The 24468-nt window shown below is 45.6% G+C and carries 19 protein-coding genes; 13 read left to right on the top strand and 6 right to left on the bottom strand.

What is annotated here, in order from left to right; genetic code table 11:
* Positions 1-3599: 3599 nt before the first annotated feature.
* Positions 3600-4049 (bottom strand): rRNA maturation RNase YbeY, encoded by a 450-nt coding sequence (ybeY, locus tag JT717_RS00305; protein ID WP_205508032.1) that lies wholly within the window; start codon positions 4047-4049, stop codon positions 3600-3602.
* A 60-nt stretch (positions 4050-4109) separates the two neighbouring features.
* Here ybeY and JT717_RS00300 point away from each other — a divergent pair, with 60 nt between their 5' ends.
* From JT717_RS00300 to JT717_RS00265, 8 genes are all read left to right on the top strand, one after another.
* A complete protein-coding gene (locus tag JT717_RS00300; protein ID WP_205508031.1) occupies positions 4110-4337 on the top strand; it encodes a FeoA family protein in 228 nt (75 codons plus the stop codon).
* Positions 4338-4685: 348 nt separating this feature from the next.
* Positions 4686-5258 carry a nicotinate (nicotinamide) nucleotide adenylyltransferase gene (nadD, locus tag JT717_RS00295; protein ID WP_205508030.1) on the top strand — a complete coding sequence of 191 codons (573 nt, stop codon included), beginning with the start codon at positions 4686-4688 and terminating at the stop codon, positions 5256-5258.
* 147 nt (positions 5259-5405) lie between these two features.
* Complete coding sequence (locus JT717_RS00290) at positions 5406-6296, top strand: serine hydrolase (RefSeq protein ID WP_205508028.1); 891 nt, start codon at positions 5406-5408, stop codon at positions 6294-6296.
* A gap of 59 nt (positions 6297-6355) precedes the next feature.
* Positions 6356-7624, top strand: coding sequence for a chromate transporter (locus JT717_RS00285; protein WP_205508027.1), 1269 nt, complete (start codon positions 6356-6358; stop codon positions 7622-7624).
* A gap of 210 nt (positions 7625-7834) precedes the next feature.
* Positions 7835-9124, top strand: a complete 1290-nt coding sequence (locus JT717_RS00280; protein WP_205508024.1) for an NfeD family protein — start codon at positions 7835-7837, stop codon at positions 9122-9124.
* Positions 9125-9136: 12 nt separating this feature from the next.
* The gene (locus tag JT717_RS00275) at positions 9137-9907 is read left to right on the top strand and encodes a slipin family protein (protein WP_205508021.1); all 771 of its coding nucleotides are present in this window, start codon (positions 9137-9139) and stop codon (positions 9905-9907) included.
* 209 nt (positions 9908-10116) lie between these two features.
* Positions 10117-12771, top strand: a complete 2655-nt coding sequence (locus JT717_RS00270) for an MGH1-like glycoside hydrolase domain-containing protein (protein WP_205508019.1) — start codon at positions 10117-10119, stop codon at positions 12769-12771.
* A gap of 229 nt (positions 12772-13000) precedes the next feature.
* Positions 13001-13879 (top strand): phosphatase PAP2 family protein, encoded by an 879-nt coding sequence (locus JT717_RS00265; RefSeq protein ID WP_205508016.1) that lies wholly within the window; start codon positions 13001-13003, stop codon positions 13877-13879.
* A 78-nt stretch (positions 13880-13957) separates the two neighbouring features.
* Here the strand turns inward: JT717_RS00265 and JT717_RS00260 are convergent, their stop codons facing one another.
* A complete protein-coding gene (locus tag JT717_RS00260) occupies positions 13958-14518 on the bottom strand; it encodes a GNAT family N-acetyltransferase (protein ID WP_205508015.1) in 561 nt (186 codons plus the stop codon).
* 170 nt (positions 14519-14688) lie between these two features.
* Positions 14689-15165, bottom strand: a complete 477-nt coding sequence (locus JT717_RS00255; RefSeq protein ID WP_205508014.1) for a hypothetical protein — start codon at positions 15163-15165, stop codon at positions 14689-14691.
* A gap of 65 nt (positions 15166-15230) precedes the next feature.
* Here JT717_RS00255 and JT717_RS00250 point away from each other — a divergent pair, with 65 nt between their 5' ends.
* Complete coding sequence (locus tag JT717_RS00250) at positions 15231-16109, top strand: nitrilase family protein (RefSeq protein WP_205508013.1); 879 nt, start codon at positions 15231-15233, stop codon at positions 16107-16109.
* 73 nt (positions 16110-16182) lie between these two features.
* Entirely contained in the window at positions 16183-17280 is a 1098-nt protein-coding gene (gene nagA / locus JT717_RS00245; RefSeq protein ID WP_205508012.1) for an N-acetylglucosamine-6-phosphate deacetylase, read from the top strand.
* Here nagA and JT717_RS00240 read toward each other — a convergent pair.
* The 3 genes from JT717_RS00240 to JT717_RS00230 all read right to left on the bottom strand — a co-directional run bounded on the left by JT717_RS00240 (position 17271) and on the right by JT717_RS00230 (position 20749).
* Entirely contained in the window at positions 17271-18791 is a 1521-nt protein-coding gene (locus JT717_RS00240; RefSeq protein WP_205508011.1) for a S41 family peptidase, read from the bottom strand. The genes nagA and JT717_RS00240 overlap by 10 nt on opposite strands.
* Positions 18792-18803: 12 nt before the next feature.
* Positions 18804-19838 (bottom strand): thiamine-phosphate kinase, encoded by a 1035-nt coding sequence (thiL, locus tag JT717_RS00235; protein WP_205508010.1) that lies wholly within the window; start codon positions 19836-19838, stop codon positions 18804-18806.
* A gap of 134 nt (positions 19839-19972) precedes the next feature.
* Positions 19973-20749, bottom strand: coding sequence for an inositol monophosphatase family protein (locus tag JT717_RS00230; RefSeq protein ID WP_205508009.1), 777 nt, complete (start codon positions 20747-20749; stop codon positions 19973-19975).
* A 129-nt stretch (positions 20750-20878) separates the two neighbouring features.
* Between JT717_RS00230 and JT717_RS00225 the strand changes: the two genes are divergently transcribed.
* From JT717_RS00225 to JT717_RS00215, 3 genes are all read left to right on the top strand, one after another.
* Positions 20879-22048, top strand: coding sequence for a glycosyltransferase family 2 protein (locus JT717_RS00225; protein ID WP_205508007.1), 1170 nt, complete (start codon positions 20879-20881; stop codon positions 22046-22048).
* Positions 22049-22174: 126 nt separating this feature from the next.
* Positions 22175-23701, top strand: a complete 1527-nt coding sequence (locus JT717_RS00220; RefSeq protein ID WP_205508006.1) for a GH3 family acyl-acid amido synthetase — start codon at positions 22175-22177, stop codon at positions 23699-23701.
* 127 nt (positions 23702-23828) lie between these two features.
* The gene (locus JT717_RS00215; RefSeq protein WP_205508005.1) at positions 23829-24467 is read left to right on the top strand and encodes a LysE family translocator; all 639 of its coding nucleotides are present in this window, start codon (positions 23829-23831) and stop codon (positions 24465-24467) included.
* The last annotated feature ends 1 nt before the right edge of the window (position 24468 follow it).

Below are 24468 nucleotides of genomic sequence, written 5' to 3'. Positions count from 1 at the left end.
ACCTCATTAAAATTATTTGTTGTCCCATGGACCAGGTCTATTTTGTCGTTAAGCTGAGTGGCTGGGTTCAATTGGTGAATGAAGGCTTCAAACAGTTGTGAATTTGTTGAAGGTTGAGCGAAGGAATTGAATGTTGGCAGCTTCCTGATGAGTGGAAACTTCGGACCGGTGTGTCGTATAAGTTCCTTCCAGGTGCAGAGCTCAAATGGATGGGTTTTTGTCGGATCCTGGTAGGCAAGTTGATTTAATAATTGTGTTAATCCAATGGTCGAGGTTGTTGAGTCATTAAACTATAGGCAGTCTATCCACCTTTCAAGAATCAGATGTTTTCGGGTTTAGGAATGTCCGGTGGGCAAATCGAACAAATCCGGTTGCATATTGGGAGAATGTGAGACGACTTGTGTTTATTTACAACGTTTGAACCTGGCTAGTTTAATGCCTTTCCCCTTTATTTTGATGTTATAAAGCAACACCCGAATAATTTGCTTAGCCGAATCAGATCTTTAATGGAATAATCCTTCTTACCGTTATTGTCTCATCTGTTTGATCTGACCCGGTTGTGAGACCCGCATCTCTGGAAACTGAATGTTCCACGTGGAACCATGAGTGTTCCAATCTGCTTAAGCGTGCCGCGATGTTGAATCTCTTTTACCAGGTATTTGCCCTATATGTGTTCACTTCGCGAGATTGTAGGAGTATGATGCACTTGATTAAAGAGACGTCTTTATTAAGGAGCTACGATCATTCGTGGCAATCTCGGTTTATGGTAAATAAGAAGATTTCGTGTTAGCGTTATGCGGTTAAATGAACTGAACCTTATGGGTGGCGTTTGGTTCAGTAAGATTAAGGGATATTGTACTGCTCAGTTTGCTAGTTATGTGTTTGATAGATATTTTGTCATTCTTTGCGGGAATTGTGCCCTTCTCTACTCCCCTTCAAAGCTTTTCTAATATCCAACGTTGTTTTGGCGGTGGCAAAATTCTAAGGATCAGGGGTAAACTGTGTGCTTATTCAATTGTGGCTGGTTTGGCTTACCTACCTCATACTCCATAACGTGGCCTGGCGCCCTAAAGTTGTAAACACTTCAACCTTTTAGCCCGGGTGAGCTTGGGATATACCTTTCAATCGGGTTTAGCTATCTGGCTAGCTTATAAATTATCTAAACCCTCAGATAGGCCTTTCCTGCAGGTTCTGCCAGGACGGATTGCCCTATCTGCCTGAGCTTCCAAATCACTTTGATTCCTGGCTATCTCTTTCCTCGAGGATACTCTAAGTCCATGTGTCTCCAATCGCTTTCTCTTAACCGGGGACTGCCTTGGAGTAATTATTCTTTAATTTACCTCCTACAACTTGACTGTTCAGCGGTTATCCTGGTGCACAAAGCCCCGTAAAGGCTGTTAGCCAAAGGTTTTGGTTTCCTGGCAGGGATCGAGTTCTTTAAGTGGACCAAGGGATAGAGGCTTCTTCCTATTCTTGGAGTTGAAAGAGAAAGGAGCCTGGGGCGGATACAGTCAGAATGCTTTTGAAAAAGATTGAACTCACTTTACAACAGACGTCCAGAATTCAAGTTTTCCATCCACTTAAAGCCTGTAGCAGGGGTAAACCTGGTATGAACCTTTCTCAGCGCGTTTGGGCTGGCTCAATAACTTTCTAAAACACTTTGACCATTTTGCGGAAGCTGATTTGGAGTATACTTTTCCCTGACGGTTAAGCCTACCTTTCCAGGTGTTCAAATCATCTTCTCTCACTAGAGGCTAATCGTTATGCCTTTTCCAGAGTTTTAATCTGCCTTCTCAGGTACCAAGTCACCATATCCCTTCAGCCGCGCTGTTAGGAGTATACCTTTTCGAGAGGGTTAAGGCTGGCTCTCGCAGGTTCCAATCATCTTCCTTCACTTGAGGCTAATCTACGGTATACCTTTTCGAGAGGTTTAACCTGCCTTCTCAGGTACCAAATCACCATTCCTTTTAGCGGGGCTGATTGGTGTATACCTTTCACGAGGGTTAAGCAACCTTTCCAGGTTTCCATCAATATTCACGCTCTGGAGGCTAACCCCCCTTTCCCAGAGATTTAACCTACTTTCCCATGTTCCCGAATCTCCTTATCTCTTTAGCGAAGCTGGTTAGGAGTATACCTTTCCCACGGATTGAGCACCTTTCCAGGTTTCCAAGTCATATTCCCGCACTGGGTGTAACCTACAGTATGCTTTTTCAGAGGTCAAACCCACCTTACCAAGTTTAAAATCACCAAGTCCCTCGGGCAGGGCTGATTAGTGTATACCTTTCACGAGGGTTAAGCTACCCTTCCAGATTTCCGTCATATTTACGCACTGGAGGCTAACCCCTTTACCAGGGGATTTTAACCTACTTTCCCCTGTTCCCGAATCACCTAATCTCTATAGCGGGGCTGGTTAGGAGTATACTTTTCCTAAGGATTAGGCACCTTTCAGGTTTCCAACTCATATTGCCGCACTGGGGCTAAGCTGCGGTATGCCTTTTCACGAGGGTTCACCTATCTTCCTAAGTTCCCCAATTCACCATATCCATTTACATGGAGCCAACTTCTCGGAATATCTTCCCCGGTTTGCCTACCTCCCGTTAATCTCTATCTTGATATCCCCATGCACGTAGCGCAGCCAAGACTCATAGTCAAAGGTTATTTCGCTTAGGGAGTAAGCATTAACATTCCCTGGAAGGCTAGTGAGTCCAGCGAGTACCGGCTATCTATACTGCTTCCGGCCAACGGAAGAGACTTAATCTCATGTGCAGTTACCTTAAAGTGCACTGACTTCTTTGTTTCACTTGGGCTGAGGAGGCGCTTTCGGTTCAATTCGCTAATCGGGGATTTATGAGGGTATTTTTATTAGAGTACTATTCAAGCCATAGGATCATCGAAATTCAGTAAAGCCGTTTACCTAATCGTGTTGAGTCCATCGTTCCACGTGGAACATACTGTGGAAATGGCGGCCTACAGATAGCTACAACTGTACAATTTTATGTATAAATACACGGAAAGTAACCCGGTGCATTGGGCAGATCAATCAATAGGGGAAAGGTATTCCTGTATTATTTGCTATCCGAAAGCGGCCAGTATCCATGAGACGCAGGGAGATGTATCATGCGGTCTGGCGCACCGCAGCTTCTGGCCTTGCACCGGTAGATTAGATCATTTTGTAGGGCAAGCTGGGGAAGTCGCATAAGCTACGATAAGGAAGTTGGCTGGAAATGGAGAGGACAGAGGCATTCAACGTGGTTCCTGCCTGCAACGGTTGAACATTGGTCGCTTGTCCGCCGTTCGTATTAAACATCTTGTAAGCGTTCATACTGTTCAATTTCCATATTGCAACCATTGATGGGTGACCCCTCGCTGTCCGAAAAAATCAAAATAAATAATAAGCCGGGGAGGCTCGACCGGTCAGACAGGCAAGATGTTGAACCAGCAACTTAAACCCTTTACCAACAGCCTGGTAGCTAGTGGAATGCGGACTGCTTACATGCCAAATGATGAGCTAACACGTTTCGAGTGGTGTGCTGATTTTTGTGTTTCAATTAATCCGGCCGGAACGGCCAGCCTCACTCAAGTCCCTGTTATCTGGCTTATCAATTATTTGCTTTCGAGCTGTAGTACTGTAGATATTTGTCCTCCGCCTTCCGCATGAGCTCTTCTTCCTTTTTGGTTTTGTCCTTATAACCACATAAATGCAGGGCGCCATGAAAGATCACTCTTAAAAGTTCCTGCTTGACAGGGACCTTATACGTTTGAGCATTATCCTTAACCCTATCAACACTTATATATATTTCGCCGATAACAGCATTTGGTTTTTCGGATAGATCAAACGTGATGATGTCGGTAAAATAGTTGTGCTGCAGGTGCTGTTTATTGATCTCTAATAGGTATTCATCTGAACAGAATATGTATCGCAGTTGTTCCAGTTTGGTCTTCTCCTTCCTGAAGAGATCGCGGATAACTTCCTTAACAAGGGTACGTTGAGAAAAAGATACAGTCGCTAAGAAATGAAATTGAATGGGAGGAATGTTAAGATTATGCATTTTTCGAAATTCGTAACTGTCATTAATTAATACAAAGCTACATTTGTTGTCTATAGAATTATGAAACGATTATCAGAAATAGAAACAGGAACCGTTGCCCGGATACTTTCTTTTGAGAATAATGACCTCTTTTTAAAACTCATGGAAATGGGTTGTGTACCGGGGGAATTGGTTAAGGTAGAACAGGTTGCTCCGCTCGGCGATCCCATCTCAATTATTGTAGCTGGTTATAACCTGAGCTTGCGATTAAATGAGGCCGATAATATTTTTGTAGAAGAACTGGGATGACCCTAAACCAATCCTGTTCCTTTAAAGCTTCTCTGTTTACCTTCCAGCTGATTATCAGCCCTCCGTTCAATCAGCAATACTGCCGGTGTTCATTCGCCAGACGACTTGTATATTCCAATTTTTCCTTCTCTCTTTTGCCGCTGGCTACAAGCAATTTTCCCTGTCATGGCCACCGCCTTGATTCCATCGAAAGCCTCCCTCCTTTCATAAGAAATAATCCCGTTCATAATCCCGACTTCATAAAAACGAATCCCGTTTTCTAAGGCAATGAATCTGTTTCTTTGCAGAAATTATTATCGCAACGCCCAATTAATTCAGGAACTTTAAAAGCGGGGAATTATTAGCACTATGAAAGTTGGACTCTATTTCGGCTCATTCAATCCTATTCATCATGGTCATTTGATCATTGCGAATTACATGTTGCAACATACCGATCTCGATCAGATCTGGCTGGTGGTTTCTCCCCAAAATCCATTTAAACAATCGTCCAGTTTACTCAATTCCTACAACCGTCTTAACCTCGTTCAACTGGCCATAGAACCAGAACCGAAATTGAAAGCCAGCGATATCGAATTCCGCCTGCCGCAACCTTCCTATACAGTAAATACACTGGCGTACTTACAGGAAAAATATCCCACCCACCAGTTCGCCATCATAATGGGCAGCGACAGCTTTGAAAACCTTTCCAAATGGAAAAACTATGAATTCATCCTGCAGCACTGCCCGATCTTTGTCTACCGGCGGCCAGGTCATGAAGTCATCAATAATTTTGCAGCAGGAAATATTACGATTCTCGATGCGCCCCTGTTGCAGATATCAGCCACCCATATCCGCAATAATATCCGGCAGGGAAAATCAATCCGCTACCTCGTACCTGATAAAGTGCTCGAAGAAATAGAAAGAAATAACTACTATCGATAACATATAAACGTAGTTGGTTTATAGACGGTTCTATCGATTAGAAATCCACTAAGGCACTTGTCCGTTTACAATTTTGAGATCCTGCCGGTCTTGAACTGCATACCCTGAAAACGAACGCATGAGAAAAATTTTGAACCTGTTTATATTATGAAAAAAATTATTATATCTTCATGGCTCCTGGTGATTTTTATTTCCTTATCAGCCCAACCGATCGATCACAAATTGCAGCAAAAGATCCGGCACCTGGTGAAGGATCTTCACGGCGACATTGGCGTATATGTAAAAAACTTGCGTACCGGAAAAATTGCCCAGTTCAACGCCGATACGTTATTTCCGACTGCCAGCATGGTGAAGGTGCCTATCTTAATAGGTATTCAGGATAAAATAGCCAAAGGTCAGCTCGACTATCACCAGCAACTTGAATACAAAGATTCACTCTACTATGCTGGTGAAGATATTCTGGGTTCATTTAAGAACGGTGAGAAAATAGGATTGCATAAAGTGCTTATGCTGATGCTTACCACCAGCGACAATACCGCCAGCCTGTGGCTGCAAAGCCTGGCCGGCACCGGTACGCGTATCAATGAAATACTCGATTCCCTGGGAATGAAATACACCAGAGTAAACTCAAGAACGCCCGGCCGCGAAACCAACCGGCAACAATACGGGTGGGGACAAACAACGCCGCGTGAAATGGGTACCCTGATGGAAAAGATCTACCGCGGTGAAGTGATCAGCAAACAAGCCAGCGAAAAAATGATCCGCCTGCTGGGCAGAAATTATAATGATGAACAAGCCATTGCGGAGATTCCACCGTACATATTTGTGGCTTCCAAAAATGGTTGTGTAAATGCATCGCGCAGTGAAATATTATTGGTGATGGCGCCGCATGGTCCATATATATTCTCAGTGGAAACGAAAAACCTGAAAGACCAGAGCTGGGATAACACCAATGAAGCCTGGGTGCTGACGCGCCGGCTTTCGGCTCTCTGCTGGAATTATTTTGAGCCGCGATCGCGCTGGAAACCATCCTTATAACTCGTCGAATGAGGCAGTTTGCCTAAATTGTGAAATTTCCGGGATTTGAATACAACTGAATGATCCTTCTTCGCCATATACCTTTTTTGAAAGCGGTCTTTATCCATAGTGTTTCTGCCTTTGGCGGACCACAAGGTCATTTTGGTATGGTGATGAAGACCTTCGTTCATCGCCGGCATGATGTGACGGAACAGGAACTGCTGGAATATAATTCTTTTTGTCAGCTGCTGCCCGGCGCTTCTTCTACACAAGTGCTAACCCTCATCGGTTATAAAAGGGGCGGCATTCCACTGGCCATCCTGACATTGCTTATCTGGATCTCACCTGCCTGTATCCTGATGGGCGCGTTTTCCTTTCTGCTCGAATTTTTCGACAGTAAGTCCATGAGCAATGGCATCTTTAAATTTATTCAACCCATGGCGGTCGGTTTTCTCGCTTTTGCCGCCACCCGCTCTTTCAAACTGGCCATACATAATAATATAACCCGTATTATTATGGTGATAAGTACTATCACCACCTACTTTCTGTTCAAATCGCCGTGGATCTTTCCCATCTTGTTAATAGCCGGGGGCTTTGTTACCAATCTGAGTGATAAACGTATTCCCGAAAAAGCGCAACCGGTAAAAAAAATAAAATGGGGGAATATCTGGTTATTCGCCATCATCTTTTTACTGGCCGGGGTGGTGAGTGAATTAGCCAGAAAAAATGACTGGCCCAATCGTCGCCCCCTGAACCTGTTTGAAAATACCTACCGCTTCGGGAGCCTGGTCTTCGGTGGCGGACAGGTACTCATTCCCATGATGTACGAACAATATGTTGAACGTCCCAAGTCGCCAGTCGTTATCCGAAAGAACCTGAATAAGAAAGGCAATGTGATCAGCATCGAGCGTGATGATTTTTACACTGGCGCGGGTATCGTCCGTGCCATACCCGGACCTGTATTTTCCATTTCTTCTTTTATGGGCGGCATGGCCATGAAAGATAAAGGCACCCTCTGGCAGCTACTTGGTTGTTTAATTGGCTCCATTGCGATCTTTTTGCCAAGCGCCCTGCTGGTCTTATTCTTTTTTCCCATCTGGCATAACCTGCAGCGCTACGTAATCGTATACCGGGCATTGGAAGGCATCAATGCCGTGGTCGTTGGTATTATGGTGGCTGGTACCATTTATATGATGCGCGATATTTCAGTGATCGGTTTCCGAACCGTTAGTATCATAAACCTTGGCGTCATCCTGGGAACCTGGCTGCTGCTGAATTTCACCCGCATTCCCTCCCCCATCATTGTATTGATCTGCTTACTGCTCGGATGGGCGTTCCAGATAGGATAATGGCAGAACGCAAACATGAAGCATTCAGCTTTTCATATTTGGTTTTATGTAATTTCAGGTCCCGACTTTAAAATTGCTATTCCCGCCCATTTTTAGTAAATTACGATAGACTGGCTCCCCCATTTTATCCGCACTTTATACAATACTGAGCAGTTATAAGAACTGATGCTTCCAAGCTGTAGCTTCACGTGCAACAAAAGCAATGAGTTTATGAGGCGCATATTACTATATTATCTGTTGCTTATTTTAAGTCCATGGCCATTGTATGCGCAAAAAGTACTTTCCATAAAAATCGATGCTACCATTAACCCGGCTTCGGCAGATTTTATCCATCGCGCCATCGACGTGGCGCAGAAAGAACAGGCCAGCTGTTTGCTCATTCATTTAAATACGCCGGGTGGATTATTGAAAAGTACGCGGGCCATTGTAAGCGACATCCTGCAATCGCCGGTACCCATTGTTGTATATGTATCACCCGGCGGTGCCCATGCAGGATCGGCTGGTGTGTTTATCACAATGGCGGCTCATATTGCCGCCATGGCGCCCGGTACCAATATTGGCGCTGCTCACCCGGTAAGCAGCCATGGTGAAATGGATACGATCATGAGCGCCAAAGCTACCAACGATGCTATCGCTTTTATCAAATCCATTGCCGCCAAACGGGCGCGCAATGCAGCCTGGGCTGCAGAGGCCGTTAAGAACAGCGTATCACTAACAGAGTCGGAAGCGTTGGAATATAATGTCATTAATCTGATCGCTTCCAGCGAGCAGGAGTTGCTGAGCAATATTGATGGCCGAACCATTACCGTTAGTTCCGGTACTGTTACACTTCATACAAAAAATGCAACTACCCGTTCACTCGAAATGGGCTGGGGCGAAAAGATGCTGAACATACTCAGTGATCCCAATGTAGCTTATATCTTATTCCTGCTCGGGTTGTACGGGCTCATTTTTGAATTATACAGTCCGGGTGCTATTTTCCCTGGTATCATTGGCGGCATTTCTATCATCCTCGCGCTCTACACCATGCATACCTTGCCCGTGAATTATGCCGGCCTGGCGCTGATCGTTTTTGGCGTTATCCTTTTTCTGCTCGAAATAAAAATCGTGAGTCATGGCCTCTTAGGCATAGGTGGCGTGATATCGCTACTGCTCGGCTCCATGATGCTCATTCGAACCGATGAAACCTGGGCCGTGGCTGATCTGTCGTGGAGCGTGATTCTAACGGCGGTTGGGGTAAGTGCACTCTTTTTTCTCTTTGTCATAGGTATGGGATTAAAGGCCCAGCGTGCAAAACCAGCCATGGGCCTGGAAGCTATGATAGGTGAAGTAGGTCAGTCATTAAGTGAATTGAATCCTGCCGGCACCGTACGCATGCATGGTGAGATCTGGAAAGCGATCTCAGCAAGTGGTTTTATCCCTGAAGGAAAAAAGGTGATCGTGACCGGCATGTTGAATTGGACCCTGCAGGTAGAACCCTATAATGAATCATCAGTATAAACGCGTTATAATATGAACACATTACCTTTCTCCGCTTCGGCCATTGTTTTAGTGCTGTTCCTGATCTTTGTGTTATCCAGCGCCATTCGCATTCTGCGTGAATACGAGCGGGGCGTTGTCTTCAGATTGGGCCGCCTCGTTTCGGTACGCGGGCCGGGGCTCATTCTATTAATACCGGTGATTGATAAAATGGTGAAAGTAAGCCTGCGCACGGTCGTAATGGATGTTCCGCCACAGGATATCATTACAGAAGACAATGTTTCCATAAAAGTAAATGCCGTGGTGTACTTCCGGGTACTGCAACCCCAAAAGGCCATTGTTGAAGTAGAGAATTACCTGGTGGCCACTTCCCAATTCTCTCAAACTACGCTGCGCAGTGTGTTGGGACAATCAGAACTGGATGATCTTTTGTCGCAGCGGGAAAAAATAAACCAGAAACTACAGCAGATCATCGATACCCATACCGAACCCTGGGGCATTAAAGTGTCGAATGTGGAAGTAAAACAAATTGACCTGCCCCAGGAAATGCAGCGTGCCATGGCCAGGCAGGCAGAAGCGGAACGCGAACGCCGATCGAAGGTCATTGCAGCAGAAGGTGAGTTCCAGGCATCGCAACGGCTGGCAGATGCGGCCCGCATTTTGAGCGATCAGCCCAGCGCCCTTACGCTGAGATACCTGCAAACCCTGCGGGAGATCGCTACTGAAAATAATTCAACCACCATATTCCCGGTGCCTATCGATCTGGTTAAGCCCTTTTTAAATCTTGAGAAAGGAAAGGATTAATTAATGGATTCTTATTATTAACCTATATTTAATAACCCCATATCCTATATAAAATTTATTAATTTCCTGCCATAAACAGGGGCCTAATCTTTTATTTAATGACCCCTATACACTAACTTCATAATGGTATTTTCGACCATTATTAAATAATTGATGCTTACCGCCGGTCGCTTGCCAGCGTATTAACTAATAAAGCACAAAACCGGATCATGAGTGCAGAACATCAACGACTTGCGGTTAATTCCACGAGGAAGATTCCTTTGGAGCAATGGGGACCGTATTTAAGTGAAAGACAGTGGGGAACTGTTCGCGAAGATTTTAGTCAGAATAACGATGCCTGGAATTATTTTACCCATGACCAGGCGCGCTTTCGTGCATATAGATGGGGTGAAGATGGGATAGCAGGGATTTCCGATTTCTTTCAAAACCTGTGTTTTGCCATTACCGTCTGGAATGGAAAAGATCCTATTTTGAAAGAACGCCTGTTTGGACTGGGCAACTACGAAGGCAATCATGGCGAGGATGTAAAAGAGCTCTATTACTACCTCGACAATTTGCCAACCCATTATTACATGGAGTATTTGTACAAATATCCACAACAGAAATTTCCATACGACGATCTGTTGTCGGTGAACAGGCAACGCTCCCGCACCGAGCCCGAATATGAAATTCTCGATACAGGTATTTTTAATAACAATGAATATTTTGATGTACACGTAACCTATGCGAAACACAATTCGCGGGATATCAGCATCAGGATCAATATTCATAACCATCATACCAAATCGGCGGAAATAACGCTTTTGCCTACCCTCTGGTTTTACAACCGCTGGAGCCATGATACATCCAAGAAAAAACCTTCCATTACCTGGCGCAATAAAAATGTGGTAAAGGCAAATCATCACCGGCTCGGAACTTACTATTTATATTTTCAACAGCCGAATGATATTCTCTTCACCGAAAATGAAACGAATTTTGAAAAAGTGAACGGCAAACCCAATTTGTCGCCATTCACTAAAGATGCGTTTCATGATGCCATCATCAAAGGCGAAAATATAAGCGCCCTGCGTCAAAAGAAATCGGGAACCAAGTTTGCGCCTGTTTATAAATTACGCATTCACGGCGGCCGCTCCGAAACCGTTTACCTCCGCTTAAGCCATAAGCCAATAGAGAATCCTTTTGCGCCCGGCTTTGAAGACATCTTTAAATTGCGTAAGCAGGAAGCCGATGATTTCTATGCCAGGGTGCTGGCCAATACAAAAGTGCCCGGCCTCGCAAAGATCCAACGGCGGGCGCTGGCCGGTTTATTGTGGAGCAAACAATACTATCATTTTGATGTGGAACGCTGGCTCACTACCAGCGACGGAATAACGCCGCCAAGCACATCCCGCTTACATGGCAGGAACCACGACTGGAAACACCTCAAGAACCAGGATATCATTTGCATGCCCGACAAATGGGAATATCCCTGGTATGCGGCCTGGGACCTGGCTTTTCAGTGTATTCCCATGGCCATGGTTGACCCCGTATTTGCCAAACACCAGCTCACGCTCATCATGCGCGAATGGTATATGAAACCCGACGGGCAGTTACCGGCCTATGAATGGAACTTCAGTGATGTGAACCCGCCCGTGCAGGCATGGGCGGCCATGGAAGTCTATCGCATTGAAAAATTGCAGACCGGCAAAGGCGACATTCCTTTCCTGAAACGCATTTTCCAAAAGCTTATCATCAACTTTACCTGGTGGATAAACCGCAAGGATTCGAATGGAAACAACATGTTCCAGGGCGGATTCCTTGGCCTGGATAACATCGGTGTATTCAATCGCAGCCATCTTGTGCATAACGATATGGAACTGGAGCAGGCAGATGGAACGAGCTGGATGGGCATGTATGCGCTGAATATGATGGACATGGCGCTGGAGATCGCCATGCACGATATCTCATTCGAAGACACAGCCACCAAATTCTTTGAGCATTTTGTGATGATTGCCGAGGCGTTGAATGAACAGGGCATGTGGAACCAGGAAGATAAATTCTTTTATGATACATTATCCATAGCCGGTTCTGAACCCCTGCATTTACGCATCTTTTCCATAGTAGGTTTGACCTCCTTGTTTGCAGTGTCGACCATCGAAAAAAGAATGCTCGATAAACTGGATGATTTCAGAAAACGGATCACCTGGTTTGAAAATTACCGGAAGAAGAACAACCGGTTCTGGCCAAACGAAGAACGAAGTGACGGCAAAACCATTTTGTTATCGCTGGTACCCAAAGAACGGCTGGTATTCCTCTTGCAACGGTTATTGGATGAAACGCAGTTCCTATCACCCTGGGGCATACGCGCTTTGTCGAAATACCACGAGAAGAATCCATTCTCTGTCAATATCCGCGGCATAGAATACAAGATCCAATATGAACCCGGGGATTCTACTTCGGATATGTTTGGTGGAAATTCAAACTGGCGCGGCCCGTTGTGGATGCCCATCAATTATATCATCATTCAATCTATCCGCCACTTTGGAGAATTTTATGGCAATGAGCTGGAGGTCGAATGTCCGATCGGTTCAGGCAATAAAATGAATTTGATACAGGTGGCCGAAGAGTTGACGCGCAGGCTGATCACACTGTTCCAGCCCAACCAGCATGGCAAGCGGCCGGCACATGGCGCCTACAGTTGGTTCTATCAACGTTCCGAAAATGCAGACCTGGTATTGTTCTATGAGTATTTTCATGGTGAAACCGGGGCCGGACTGGGCGCCAGCCATCAAACCGGTTGGACCGCACTGGTAGCGGAGCTGGTGCATTCATTATCAGAGAAGCAATACTTCACCGAAGAACCGGCGCCTGCTGATAAGCAGTAAGGCACAGCTGCATTGCCTGCACCCAACCTAACTTTTATCCAATAAAAAATAGATGCCCGGATGATCTGCTAGCATAGCAGGATCATCCGGGCTTTTTCAATTAATTGGTTTTCTTCGCTTTTTATAACCGGTGCCGGAGCAAGGACAGCGCCGTTCCCCACTATTCCCCATGGCATAAACATTGCAAAAATGTAATAGTAAACAATATACAAACACAAAAGGGATAGCTATGAAGAAAGTATATGCAGTAGTTCCGGCTTTCCTTTTTGTATTCGCATCAGTATGTGCCCAGAACGATTCTGCAAGCCTACGTGTCGATACAGTTCCCTTACAACAGCCGGAAATAAACGTAAATGAGAAACCGAAAGAGGTTTACAAAATGAACTGGGCCGCCGATATACCGGTGACCGCCACCGGAACTTTATGGTCGTTATATGCATTCACCAAGATCTATAGCAAAGATCCAACAGATGAAGAAACTGTTCTTGCCCTGAACAGGTCAGATGTAAATCGTTTTGACCGCAGAGGTATACGGCCATACAATAAGAAAGTGGATGATATCAGCTATCTCCCCTTCTACGGATCGATGCCTGTGCCTGTATTTTTCTTATTCGATAAAGCAATGAGAAAAGATATTGCAAAGCTATCATTCCTGTACCTCGAAGCCATGTCGATAACCGGCTTATTGTATACCGGGTCAACCTACTTCACCAACAGGTACCGGCCTTATGTTTACCATGAAGAAACGCCATTGGATTATCGTACAAGAGGCGGTGGCAAAAATTCATTTTATGCAGGGCACGTAGCTCTGGTGGCCACATCTACCTTCTTCTTCGCCCAGGTATGGGCCGACTACCATCCACACTCCAAAGCAAAATGGGTATGGTATGGACTGGCAGGTGCAGCTACCGGCGCAACAGCCTGGTGGCGTCACCGCGGTGGCTTACACTTTCCGTCAGATATCCTGCTGGGTTTAACCCAGGGTACCTTGACCGGCATACTGGTACCAAAGCTGCACAAAACCAAATTGATCAAAAATCCGAATCTCTCGATCACTCCGTTCACCGGGTTATCGCATGGATTGTCGGTAAGATATAAGCTGCAATAATAAAGAAACAAAGGTGTGGCACACTTTCGGCAAACAGGCAAACAAAGTGTGTCATACCTGTTGCAGCAAGAGAGGAAATTACATTACAGAAAACTCTATTGGAAATTCAACGATCCCCGACACATTGCATAATGCGTTGGGGATTAATTCTAATGCCATAAACACTTCGGCAGGTGCATCAAAAGGAGGTCTGATACCCCAACGGGCAGCGGGAACAAATCCAAATTTTGGAAAATAATGTTCATGCCCGAAAACAAAAACGTCGGTATAATCCAGCGCTGTAGCTTTTTGCAAACCAGCAGCGATCATCTTTGAGCCGATACCTCTTTTTTGCCAGGCAGGATGCACTACCATAGAGGTTAAACCCAGACTTTGATGCCGGTAGTCGCCATTTGTGATCGTTATCTGGGAAAATAAAATATATCCGATTAATTCATTATCTGAATATGCAACCAATGATAATTCAGGAATGAAGTGGGGACTCTGGCGAACCTGATCAACCAATCTGGCTTCATTTTCCTGCCCAAACACCAATGTATTGAGCTCATGAATTTCATCTATGTCGGCCGGTTGCTCAGGCCGGATTGAAATATTCATTGTATTAGCATTACATAAGTTATTATACAAATTACGCACCACATCAGGCGGTCAATAACCAACAACTCCGATTGCTATTAAATAAGATAACGAAAGAGATCGCTTAGTTGTATATCAAAATCGAAGATTTTGTTAATGCCGCGTGAATGCACCTATTATATACGGGAGGAAACCTTCTATAGATCATAACGAATTGTGAAATACGGCAGGGGTCATAGCTCGAGCGCAGCCACTGCCTTTGAATAATCATATTGCAGGTCTTCATGCAGGTTCGACAGCGTTTTATTGATCTTCTGCAGCTGCCCCTTATACAAATTGGCAATGATGGGATTCTTTTCAATGGGAATGCCGGAGGCTTTAATGGATTGACAAAAATAGATCAGCAGATCGATGGTGACCTGTGAAGATCCTGTGTACCGGATATGCGTATTAATATTCTTTAGGATCTTTCGCAGCGTCTTCTTTACAAAATACAAATTGCTGTAGTTGACCTGGGCAAATTGTTCATCTACTTCCTTCTTAACCGATTCTACATAACCAGCCTCATCGTGCGCTTCGAAGAGCAGGTAGGTCAACAGCTCCTTATTTTCCTTTTTATATTTTGCCAGCCGCAGGCAAAGGTCAGTCAGTGCTTCCACCGGCAGGGTCACTAACTCCTGCTTTAATTCATGAACAGATGCGCTTCTCATAAACACAAAAATAACCCTGTTGGCGATAGGCACAATGATTACCTTTGATCCACTAATTTAATATCATGTCAACGCTTACCATTACAACTATACAAAGCGATTTGCATTGGGAAGACAAGACCGCCAATCTGCAAATGTTCGAAGAAAAAATAAAACAGTTGCAACAGCGCACAGAAGTGGTGATACTGCCGGAAATGTTCAGCACCGGCTTTAGTATGCAGCCGGAAAAGCTGGCCGAGACAATGGATGGTCCTACGGTGACCTGGATGAAAAAACTGGCAGCCGAAAAAAAGATCATCCTCACCGGTAGTTTGATCATTGAAGATGCAGGCAATTACTATAACCGGCTTATATGGATGTTGCCTAACGGGCAATATGGCTTTTATGACAAACGCCATTTGTTTGGCTATGCTCAGGAAGACCAGTTTTATTCGCCGGGCAATAAACGATTGATCGCTTCCGTAAAAGGCTGGAAGATCAACCTGCTTATATGTTATGACCTGCGTTTCCCGGTATGGAGCAGGCAAAAACCGGCGGCCTCCTCCCTGGCCGACCTGGTAGCTTCGGAAATGGAAGCGCATGATTTCCCGGTAGCGCCCCCACAGGAAGCGGGTTCATCAGTTACAGAAAGTATGCCCGAATATGACGTATTGATCTATGTGGCCAACTGGCCCGAAAAACGGAATCATGCCTGGAAAACATTATTGCAGGCAAGGGCCATCGAAAACCAGTGTTACGTGATTGGCGTGAACCGCGTAGGCAACGATGGCAATGGCATCTATTACAGCGGGGATAGCATGATCGTAGATGCCCTGGGAACCGTGTTGTATACCAAAGCCGAAGCCGAAGATGTTTTCACCATCACCCTGGAAAAAGCAGCACTGGAAGAGGTAAGGAATAAACTGCCCTTCCTGAAAGATGCCGACCGGTTTATCATAGCATAATAACGAGGTATGCGGCAATTTAAAAGTGCGGCACAGTTATATGTTTCACCAACCAAACTGAACAAAGCAAAGCATGTCTACAGCATACACGAATGGAAAAATTTTCACAGGCCATCTCATAGAAGAAAACAAAGCGGTATTAACGGATAATGATGTGATCCTGGCACTGGTGAACGCAGATGAGATTCCTTCCCACTACCGTATAGAAGACCTGAAAGGGTTTACCCTGGCGCCGGCCTTCGTTGATCTGCAGATCTACGGCGGCCATGGAAAACTCTTCTCCCAGGAATTAAGCGTAGAATCACTGAAGGCAACTTATGAGTATTGTCTCTTTGGCGGCTGTACCCATTTTATGATCACCATGGCCACCAACCGCATTGAAAAATTCCTGCAGGGTTTTGAAGTGGTTCGGGCTTATTGGAACGAGGGGGGCAAGGGCCTGCTTGGCCTGCACCTCGAGGGTCCATACATCAATCCGGTAAAAAGAGGTGCGCACCTCGAAGCCTGTGTAAAAAAGCCTTCCATTGAAGAGGTGAACATGTTATTGCAAAAAGGCGAAGGCATCTTTAAAATGATGACCCTGGCGCCGGAACAGTGCGATGCCGCTGTTATTGAGCTGTTGATGAAACACAACATCATTGTATCAGCCGGGCATAGCAATGCTACCTATCAGCAGGCGATGGATGCATTTAATAAAGGCATACCAGCAGCCACACACTTATATAACGCCATGAGCCCATTACAACACCGGGAACCGGGTATGGTGGGTGCTATTATGAATCACCCGCAGGTAATGAGCAGTATTGTATGCGATGGCGTACATGTGGATTATGCAGCTGTGCAGATCGCAAAAAAGATGCTGAACCAACGCCTGTTCTTTATTACCGATGCTGTTGCGGAAACCACCACCGGTGAATACCAGCACCTGTTCCGGGGCGACCGGTATGCATTGCCCGATGGTACTTTATCAGGTTCGGCGCTTACCATGCTGCAGTGTGTAAAAAATGCGGTTGCTCATGCCGGTATTGAACTGGAAGAAGCCTTGCGGATGGCAGCTGCTTATCCGGCCCAATTGCTTGCCGGTAAAAAGTTGGGTAAGATAGAAAAGGGCTATCGCACTGATTTTGTAGTGTTTGATAATGACCTCGAATTGCAACGGGTTTATTGCTGAACGATCCCGATCTTGTTCTTGTGCATGATCATCCGGCGAATGACAGCCGCTTTGGGGTCGATGCCCCGGAGAATGGTCTCGCGCGTCGGCGACACCTGGATATCGGGGATGATACCACGGCCCTCCTGCACAAGGTTTTTATCCATCACCAGTCTGAACTTAGGGAGCCGGAAACGCACTTTCGTATTAGGCAGGGTTACATCGGGGATCATCCAGGCTGAATTGCCATAAGCGCCTCCACCCGTTTCTTCCCCGATCACTTTCACATTCTGCTGGCCTTGCAGCGCTTTCACAAACAGCGTGGTGGCCGAAAAAGAGTTGCCACCGGTAACCAGGTAAATATTGCCATTGAAATGATGCCGCTTTTTGGGGCGGAAATAATGGCGCTCAAAGTACCCGAAATGATAGCGCCCGTCTTTCTCCTTATGCGTTACAAACTGCATGAGCGACCAGTAAAAGGGCTGCCAGGAAATGTATTTACGATATTTACTGCTTCTGCGAATCGCATATAAGGAATCGGCCAGCTTGAATTTCTTATCGGCCAGGTAGCGGGTCAACAAGGTAGAAATACCTGCATCGCCGCCACCGTTCGTACGAACGTCTACCACCAGGTGCTGGATCTTACGCCGGTCCAGCTCCCGGAAAGCCTGGCGGAAAAATGACCTTAATTTATTTCCCCGGGCAAAGGTATGAACCGTCATGTATGCGCTCGACAGCGTGGTATCGATCTGTACGTACCGCGCCTTCCAGGTAAAATGGCGCGGGTTCTCTTTGGAAGCTTTGAGTGCCTGACCCGATTTATCAAGCTTCGCCGATGTATCGTCATCTTTTACCGACGGATCGAATACCGGCACGCTAACAGTCTGTTCAGTGCCGGTGCTATCGAGATAGGTAACCTGTATCTGGTCTTTTAAGCCAATTAAATTCCGGTACAGGCTTCCAAAAGCACCGCTATTGCTAAGGCTTTGGTATTTGCCATTGATGCTGTTGCCATCGCCCGAAATATAATTCAGGAAAGTATCGGTAAGCTTGCGCACACTATAGCCATCGATGGCGGTAACCAGGGTACCGTATTTCAGGATGGAGTCTTTTCTGTTGATATTTGCCGTTATGGCCATTGAATCGCCCCATACCTTAAAGCTCAGCGGGAACATCTTTAATTTGGCTGTATCGATGTACCTGCCATATTGTTTCGAATATCTGACCGCCGTATGCCCGCAATGGATCTTGCTTACCACATAGGAAAGCACATTGCGGAATTGCAATTCGGTCATGGAATCGGTGAGGCGGTGAAAGCCTTCATCGAAATAACGATCCATGCTGTCTTTCGAAGTAAACCAGTACAGGCTGGGGTGTGACTCTTCCAGCACACCACGAAAGACCTTGTAATCCTTTTCTAATTGTTTTTTGGTAAAGGTGCGCTGGGGATTATAGGATTGCCGGGATGCAGAACAACCAATAAGGCAGGTAATTGCTACAATAAAGCCTACATACGAGATCTTCTGCATCATGCTATCACCGGTTTATTTTTTGAAGGCGTTCCATCCCTGCGCAGTAATGGAATGCGTTTGACCGCCTTTGGTATTGATTTTCAAGCCATCAGCTGCATCGGTCATGTAACCGATCACACTGATCTGTTCATTTAAAACGATCTTTTCATAATCTGATTGTGACATCGTGAACAGTAATTCATAGTCTTCGCCCCCGCTCAATGCACAGGCGGTGGGGTCTATTTCAAATTTAAAGGCTGCCTTGCGCATTTCTTCTGCAATGGGCAATTTTTCCTCATACAATACGCAACCAAGCTGACTTTGTTCACAAATGTGCAGGATTTCAGAACTGAGGCCGTCGCTGACGTCCATCATGGCCGTGGGCACAATATTCTGGGTTTCCAGGAACTCGATAATGTCTTTCCGGGCTTCTGGCTTTAACAAGCGGCCAATGACATAACTTTCCCCTTCCAGGTCGGGTTGTACCTGCGGATGTTCGAGGTAGATCTGTTTTTCGCGTTCCAGGAACAGTAAACCCACATAGGCGGCACCCAGGTCACCGCTGCAGCAGATCAGATCGCCTTTCTGGGCAGTATTCCTTCTTACATATTTCCCCGGTGTTACTTCACCAATGGCAGTCACAGAGATCACAAAGCCCTTTTGGGAAGAACTGGTGTCGCCGCCGATCAGGTCGACTCCATATTTTTCACAGGCGGCATAAATGCCCTCATAGAACTCACTGATCGCCTCCACGCTGAAGCGGTTGCTGAACCCGATGCTTACCGTGATCTGGGTAGGCGTGGCGTTCATGGCATAGATATCACTTATGTTAACCACCACACTTTTATAGCCCAGGTGTTTCAGGGGGGTGTACATCAGGTCGAAATGAATGCCTTCGATCAGGAGGTCGGTGGTGATAACGGTTTGTTTTCCAAAATGATCGATGATGGCGGCATCGTCGCCCACGCCAACAATGGAAGAAGCGTTCTGAAGTTCTATATTTCTGGTCAAATGTTGAATTAACCCGAATTCACCCAGTGAACTTACTTCTGTTCTGCTTTCGCTCATGGTGCTGATATGAAATTATCTATTGAAATAAATAGCAATACCTGCCACGCTGATCAGAAACTTCCTGTAACGGGGCAGGCAGGTATTAAGACCAATAAAGTTATTGAATTATTCGGCAGGCCGAAAGCGCCTGATTACGCTTTATCGTTCACCCATTTTAACATATCGTCATGTATTTTTCCATTGGAAGCGGCGATATGCGGTTGATAAGGCGAATAATACTTGCCTTCGAAATCGGTCACTTTACCACCGGCTTCTTCCACGATCAGGAAACCTGCAGCGCTGTCCCATGCCTGTAGCTTATGTTCATAAAAACCGTCGAAACGGCCGGCGGCCACCCAGCAAAGGTCCATAGCCGCTGAACCCAGGCGGCGTACAGGAATGCCGGCGCGGATGAAGCGGGAAAATGCTTCCAGCGGACCATTGGGCTGATTGATATATGTATAGGGGAAACCGGTCACGAGGCAGGATTTCATGAGATCGCTCTGAACGCTAACATGAATGGGTTCGCCGTTCAGCGAAGCACCTTTTCCCTTCTCGGCAAAATAATATTCTTTTATAAACGGGTTCAGCACAGCGCCCATGATCATGGTGCCATTGTGCTCGAGGCCAATAGAAACGCAGCAAATGGGAATACCATGGGCAAAGTTCACCGTGCCATCAATGGGGTCGATGATCCATTTGTACTCGCTGTCCATAATGATCTCGCCCGCTTCCTCACTCATAATATAATGATCGGGGAACTGCTGTTTGATCGTTTCGAGAATGGCTTTCTCGGAAGCATGGTCAGCTTCGGTCACCAGGTTGTTTACACCTTCTTTATTGCTGATCAGCAAGGTGGTAGAATTAAAATAATGCTGCAGCACCTTGGCGCCCGCTTCTGTGGCGTTTATTAAAGTTTCTTTTAACATGGCGCAAAGATAGGGATACCGGGTGCAGGTTACAAGTAGCAGGTTGTTACCGGGTAACCGCCAGGCAGTAACTTGAAACCTGAATCCTGGAACCTGCAACTCTTAATGATTTCTATCCTATTTTGCAGTATGCTGCTGTCTGTTATTATAGTTAACTATAATGTGAAATACTTTCTCGAACAGTGCCTATGCTCGGTGCGGAAAGCTATCGGCGAAATGCGGGTAGCCACCGGCGAGCGCAATGTGGAGGTTTTGGTTGTAGACAATAATTCAACAGACGGAAGCATCGAATACCTCCAACACCGCTTTCCCTTTGTACAGTTCATAAAGAATTCAGTGAATTTGGGTTTTTCAAAGGCCAATAACCAGGCGCTGCAAAAAGCCACTGGAAAATATATTCTCTTCCTGAACCCTGATACCATTTTGCCGGAAGACGCTTTTACGAAATGCATCACATTTATGGAAACTACAACGGATGCCGGCGCCCTCGGCGTTCAGATGATCGATGGTATGGGGCAGTTCCTGAAAGAATCCAAGCGGGGCTTTCCTTCTTTATGGGTGTCTTTTTGCAAAATGAGCGGCTTAACGCGCTGGTTCCCTGGTTCTAAAATTTTTGCGCGCTATTACATGGGACACCTGAGTAACCAGCAGGTAAACAAGGTGGATATTTTGTCCGGTGCATTTTTAATGGTGAAACAATCGCTGCTCCACAAAACCGGGGGCTTTGATGAGCAGTTCTTTATGTATGGCGAAGATATTGACCTCAGTTACCGCCTACAGCAAACCGGTTATCATAATTACTATTTGCCCGATTGTACCATTATACATTTCAAAGGAGAAAGCACCCGAAAAGACAATAAATACGTGCGGCTTTTTTATAAGGCTATGGTGCAATTCGTACAGAAACATTTTCATGGCGAACTGGCCTGGTTCTATACCGGCTTGCTGGAGGCGGTGATCTGGTTACGCGCAGCCCTAACCTTTGTGAGCAGGGAGCACCAGGAACGGTCGGTCAAATATGAGGGCAAACCGCGTTTTTTCCTGGCAGGAGATGAAAAAAGCGCCAAGGAAGTTCGTTCAGTACTTTCCTCTTTCCCGGATTATTCGATCACCGCTAAGCCCGAAGAGGCGCGGGAATGGATCTTTTGTGAAGGCGCTTCCTGTTCTTTCCGGCAGATCATAGAGCAATTGAAGTCCTGCCCCAGCTGGTTGAAACCGTTTATCCATGCCGGTGGAACATATACCATTGTTGGAAGTCATTCAAAAGATCAACGGGGTTATGTGATTGTGATGGAGTAATGTCAGTCTGAGCGGCTGTTTTTTAATTTTCCGTTTACCGTACAGCCTAATCTTTGCAAAATGTGCAATATATCATGCTAAAAACCTTTAATTTTGGTTATGCCTGACCAAACGGGCAACTAATTAATGGCCCTAATTGATATCTCTTTACCCAGGTCCGTTGCCAGAGCGTTGCGTTTGCCTGAGAAGTCACCAAGGCGGCAGCAGATCAAGGTGCTAAAGAAATTGCTGAAGAAAGCCCGGTTTACCGAATTCGGTCAAAAATACCGGTTCGACGAGATCCTATTGAGTAAACACGCTGGGAAAAAATTCCAGCAGCTGGTCCCTACCTATGATTATAACAAGATTTATACTGAATGGTGGCATAAAACACTGGAAGGGAAAAGGGACATCTGCTGGCCTGGAAAGATCAAATATTTCGCCCTCAGTTCGGGAACTTCCGAATCTGCCAGTAAATATATACCCATCACCAATGACCTGATGCGTGGCAACCGCATCGTGATGATCAAGCAATTACTTTCTCTACGCACCTATCACGATATTCCTGTTAAAAGTATTGGTAAAGGCTGGTTAATGCTGGGCGGCAGCACCGACCTGCAAAAAGGCCCCGGTTACTATGCCGGCGACCTCAGCGGCATTACCGCCAAAAAAGTGCCTTTCTGGTTTTCTCCCTTCTATAAGCCAGGTAAAAAAATTGCCCGTACCCGCGACTGGAACAGTAAGATTGAAGCCATTGTTGAAGAAGCGCCCAACTGGGACATTGGTTTTGTGGTAGGAGTACCGGCCTGGATACAAATGTGTATGGAAAAGATCATTGAGCGGTACCAGCTCAATTCCATTCACGATATGTGGCCAAACCTGGCATTTTTCGTTCACGGCGGCGTTTCATTTGAACCATATAAAAAAGGATTCAATAAACTGGTGGCCAAACCGCTTACATTTATTGAGACCTATCTCGCTTCGGAAGGGTTTATCGCTTACCAGGACCGCCAAACCTCCAAAGGCATGCGGCTGGCCCTGAACGATCATATCTTCTTCGAGTTTGTACCTTTCAATAACGACAATTTCGACGCAGATGGTAACCTGGTAGCAAATCCCGAAGCGCTGATGATCCACCAGGTTGAAGAAGGGAAAGACTATGCGATCCTCCTTAGCACTACCGCCGGCGCCTGGCGCTATTTGATTGGCGACACGGTCCGGTTTGTTGATAAAGAACGTTGTGAAATAATCATTACAGGCCGCACCAAACACTTTTTAAGTCTGGTTGGCGAACACCTGAGTGTTGATAACATGAACAAAGCCATTAAGCTGGCCAGTGAGGAAATGAATTTGAATATTCCCGAATACACCGTAGCTGGTGTACCTCATGGTTTGTTCTTTGCACATGAATGGTGGATCGCCTGCGATGATGCCGTAGATAAAGAATTACTTCGCCAGAAAATAGACAACTGCCTGAAGGTACTGAACGACGATTACGCAGTAGAAAGGAACAGTGCACTGAAGGAAGTATACCTGAACGTATTACCTGTTTCAAAATTTATGGAGTTTATGCACCTCAAAGGAAAGATCGGTGGTCAACATAAATTTCCACGCGTAATGAAAGGCAAGATGTTCGAAGACTGGAGCAGGTTCGTTGAAACGGGTACTATTTGATGATCCATATGGTCATGGCTAATGGTATGATCCAGGTCCCTGAATCAACAATCCTCTCTTTATATGCAATTTGTTTTCCTACCTTGCGTTCACGTATATAAACCGGAATATTTATAAGGATCTAAGCATGTGGCAAGCCATAATAAGTGGGTTAACGCTGGGATGTATTCTTGCTCTCTCTGTTGGGCCTGTAATATTTACCATCATAAAGCAAAGTTTAAATAATGGCCATACCGGCGGGTTATGTTTTGTAGCGGGAGTATGGTTGAGTGATATCATTCTGGTCGTAATAAGTAATGCCTTTTCGGCCTTTGTATCAGAACTGCTGGAGTATAAAAACGTGATCGGTTATATCGGCAGCGGCTTCCTCGTAGCTGTAGGGATCTATTATCTTTTCTTTAAAAAAGTGACCCTTCGCACCGATGCCGATGGCAATGCCCTGAAATTTGGAAAGTTTGAAATCCTCAAGATCCTTTCCAGCGGCTTTTTTTTAAATACCTTAAATCCCAGCGTGTTTATTTTCTGGCTGGGTACCGCAACCGCTTTTTCAAAATATACCTTTAACCAGCGACTGCTTATATTTTCCGTTTGCCTTGCCGTTAATATTGCCGCTGATATATTAAAAGTAATGCTGGCAGGTAAATTACGCAACAAGCTAACGCTTCATAACATTTCCCTGATCAATAAAATTTCTGGGGTCATTCTCGCGGGATTCGGAATAGCCCTTTTTTATGGAACCTATTTCCTTTCTGATAAGATCAATTAAA

The sequence above is a fragment of the Longitalea arenae genome (assembly GCF_016924755.1).
GTDB classification, from domain to species: Bacteria; Bacteroidota; Bacteroidia; order Chitinophagales; family Chitinophagaceae; genus Niastella; species Niastella arenae.
Note: the sequence above shows the minus strand (reverse complement) of the source record. Positions and strands in the feature narration are given on the sequence as shown.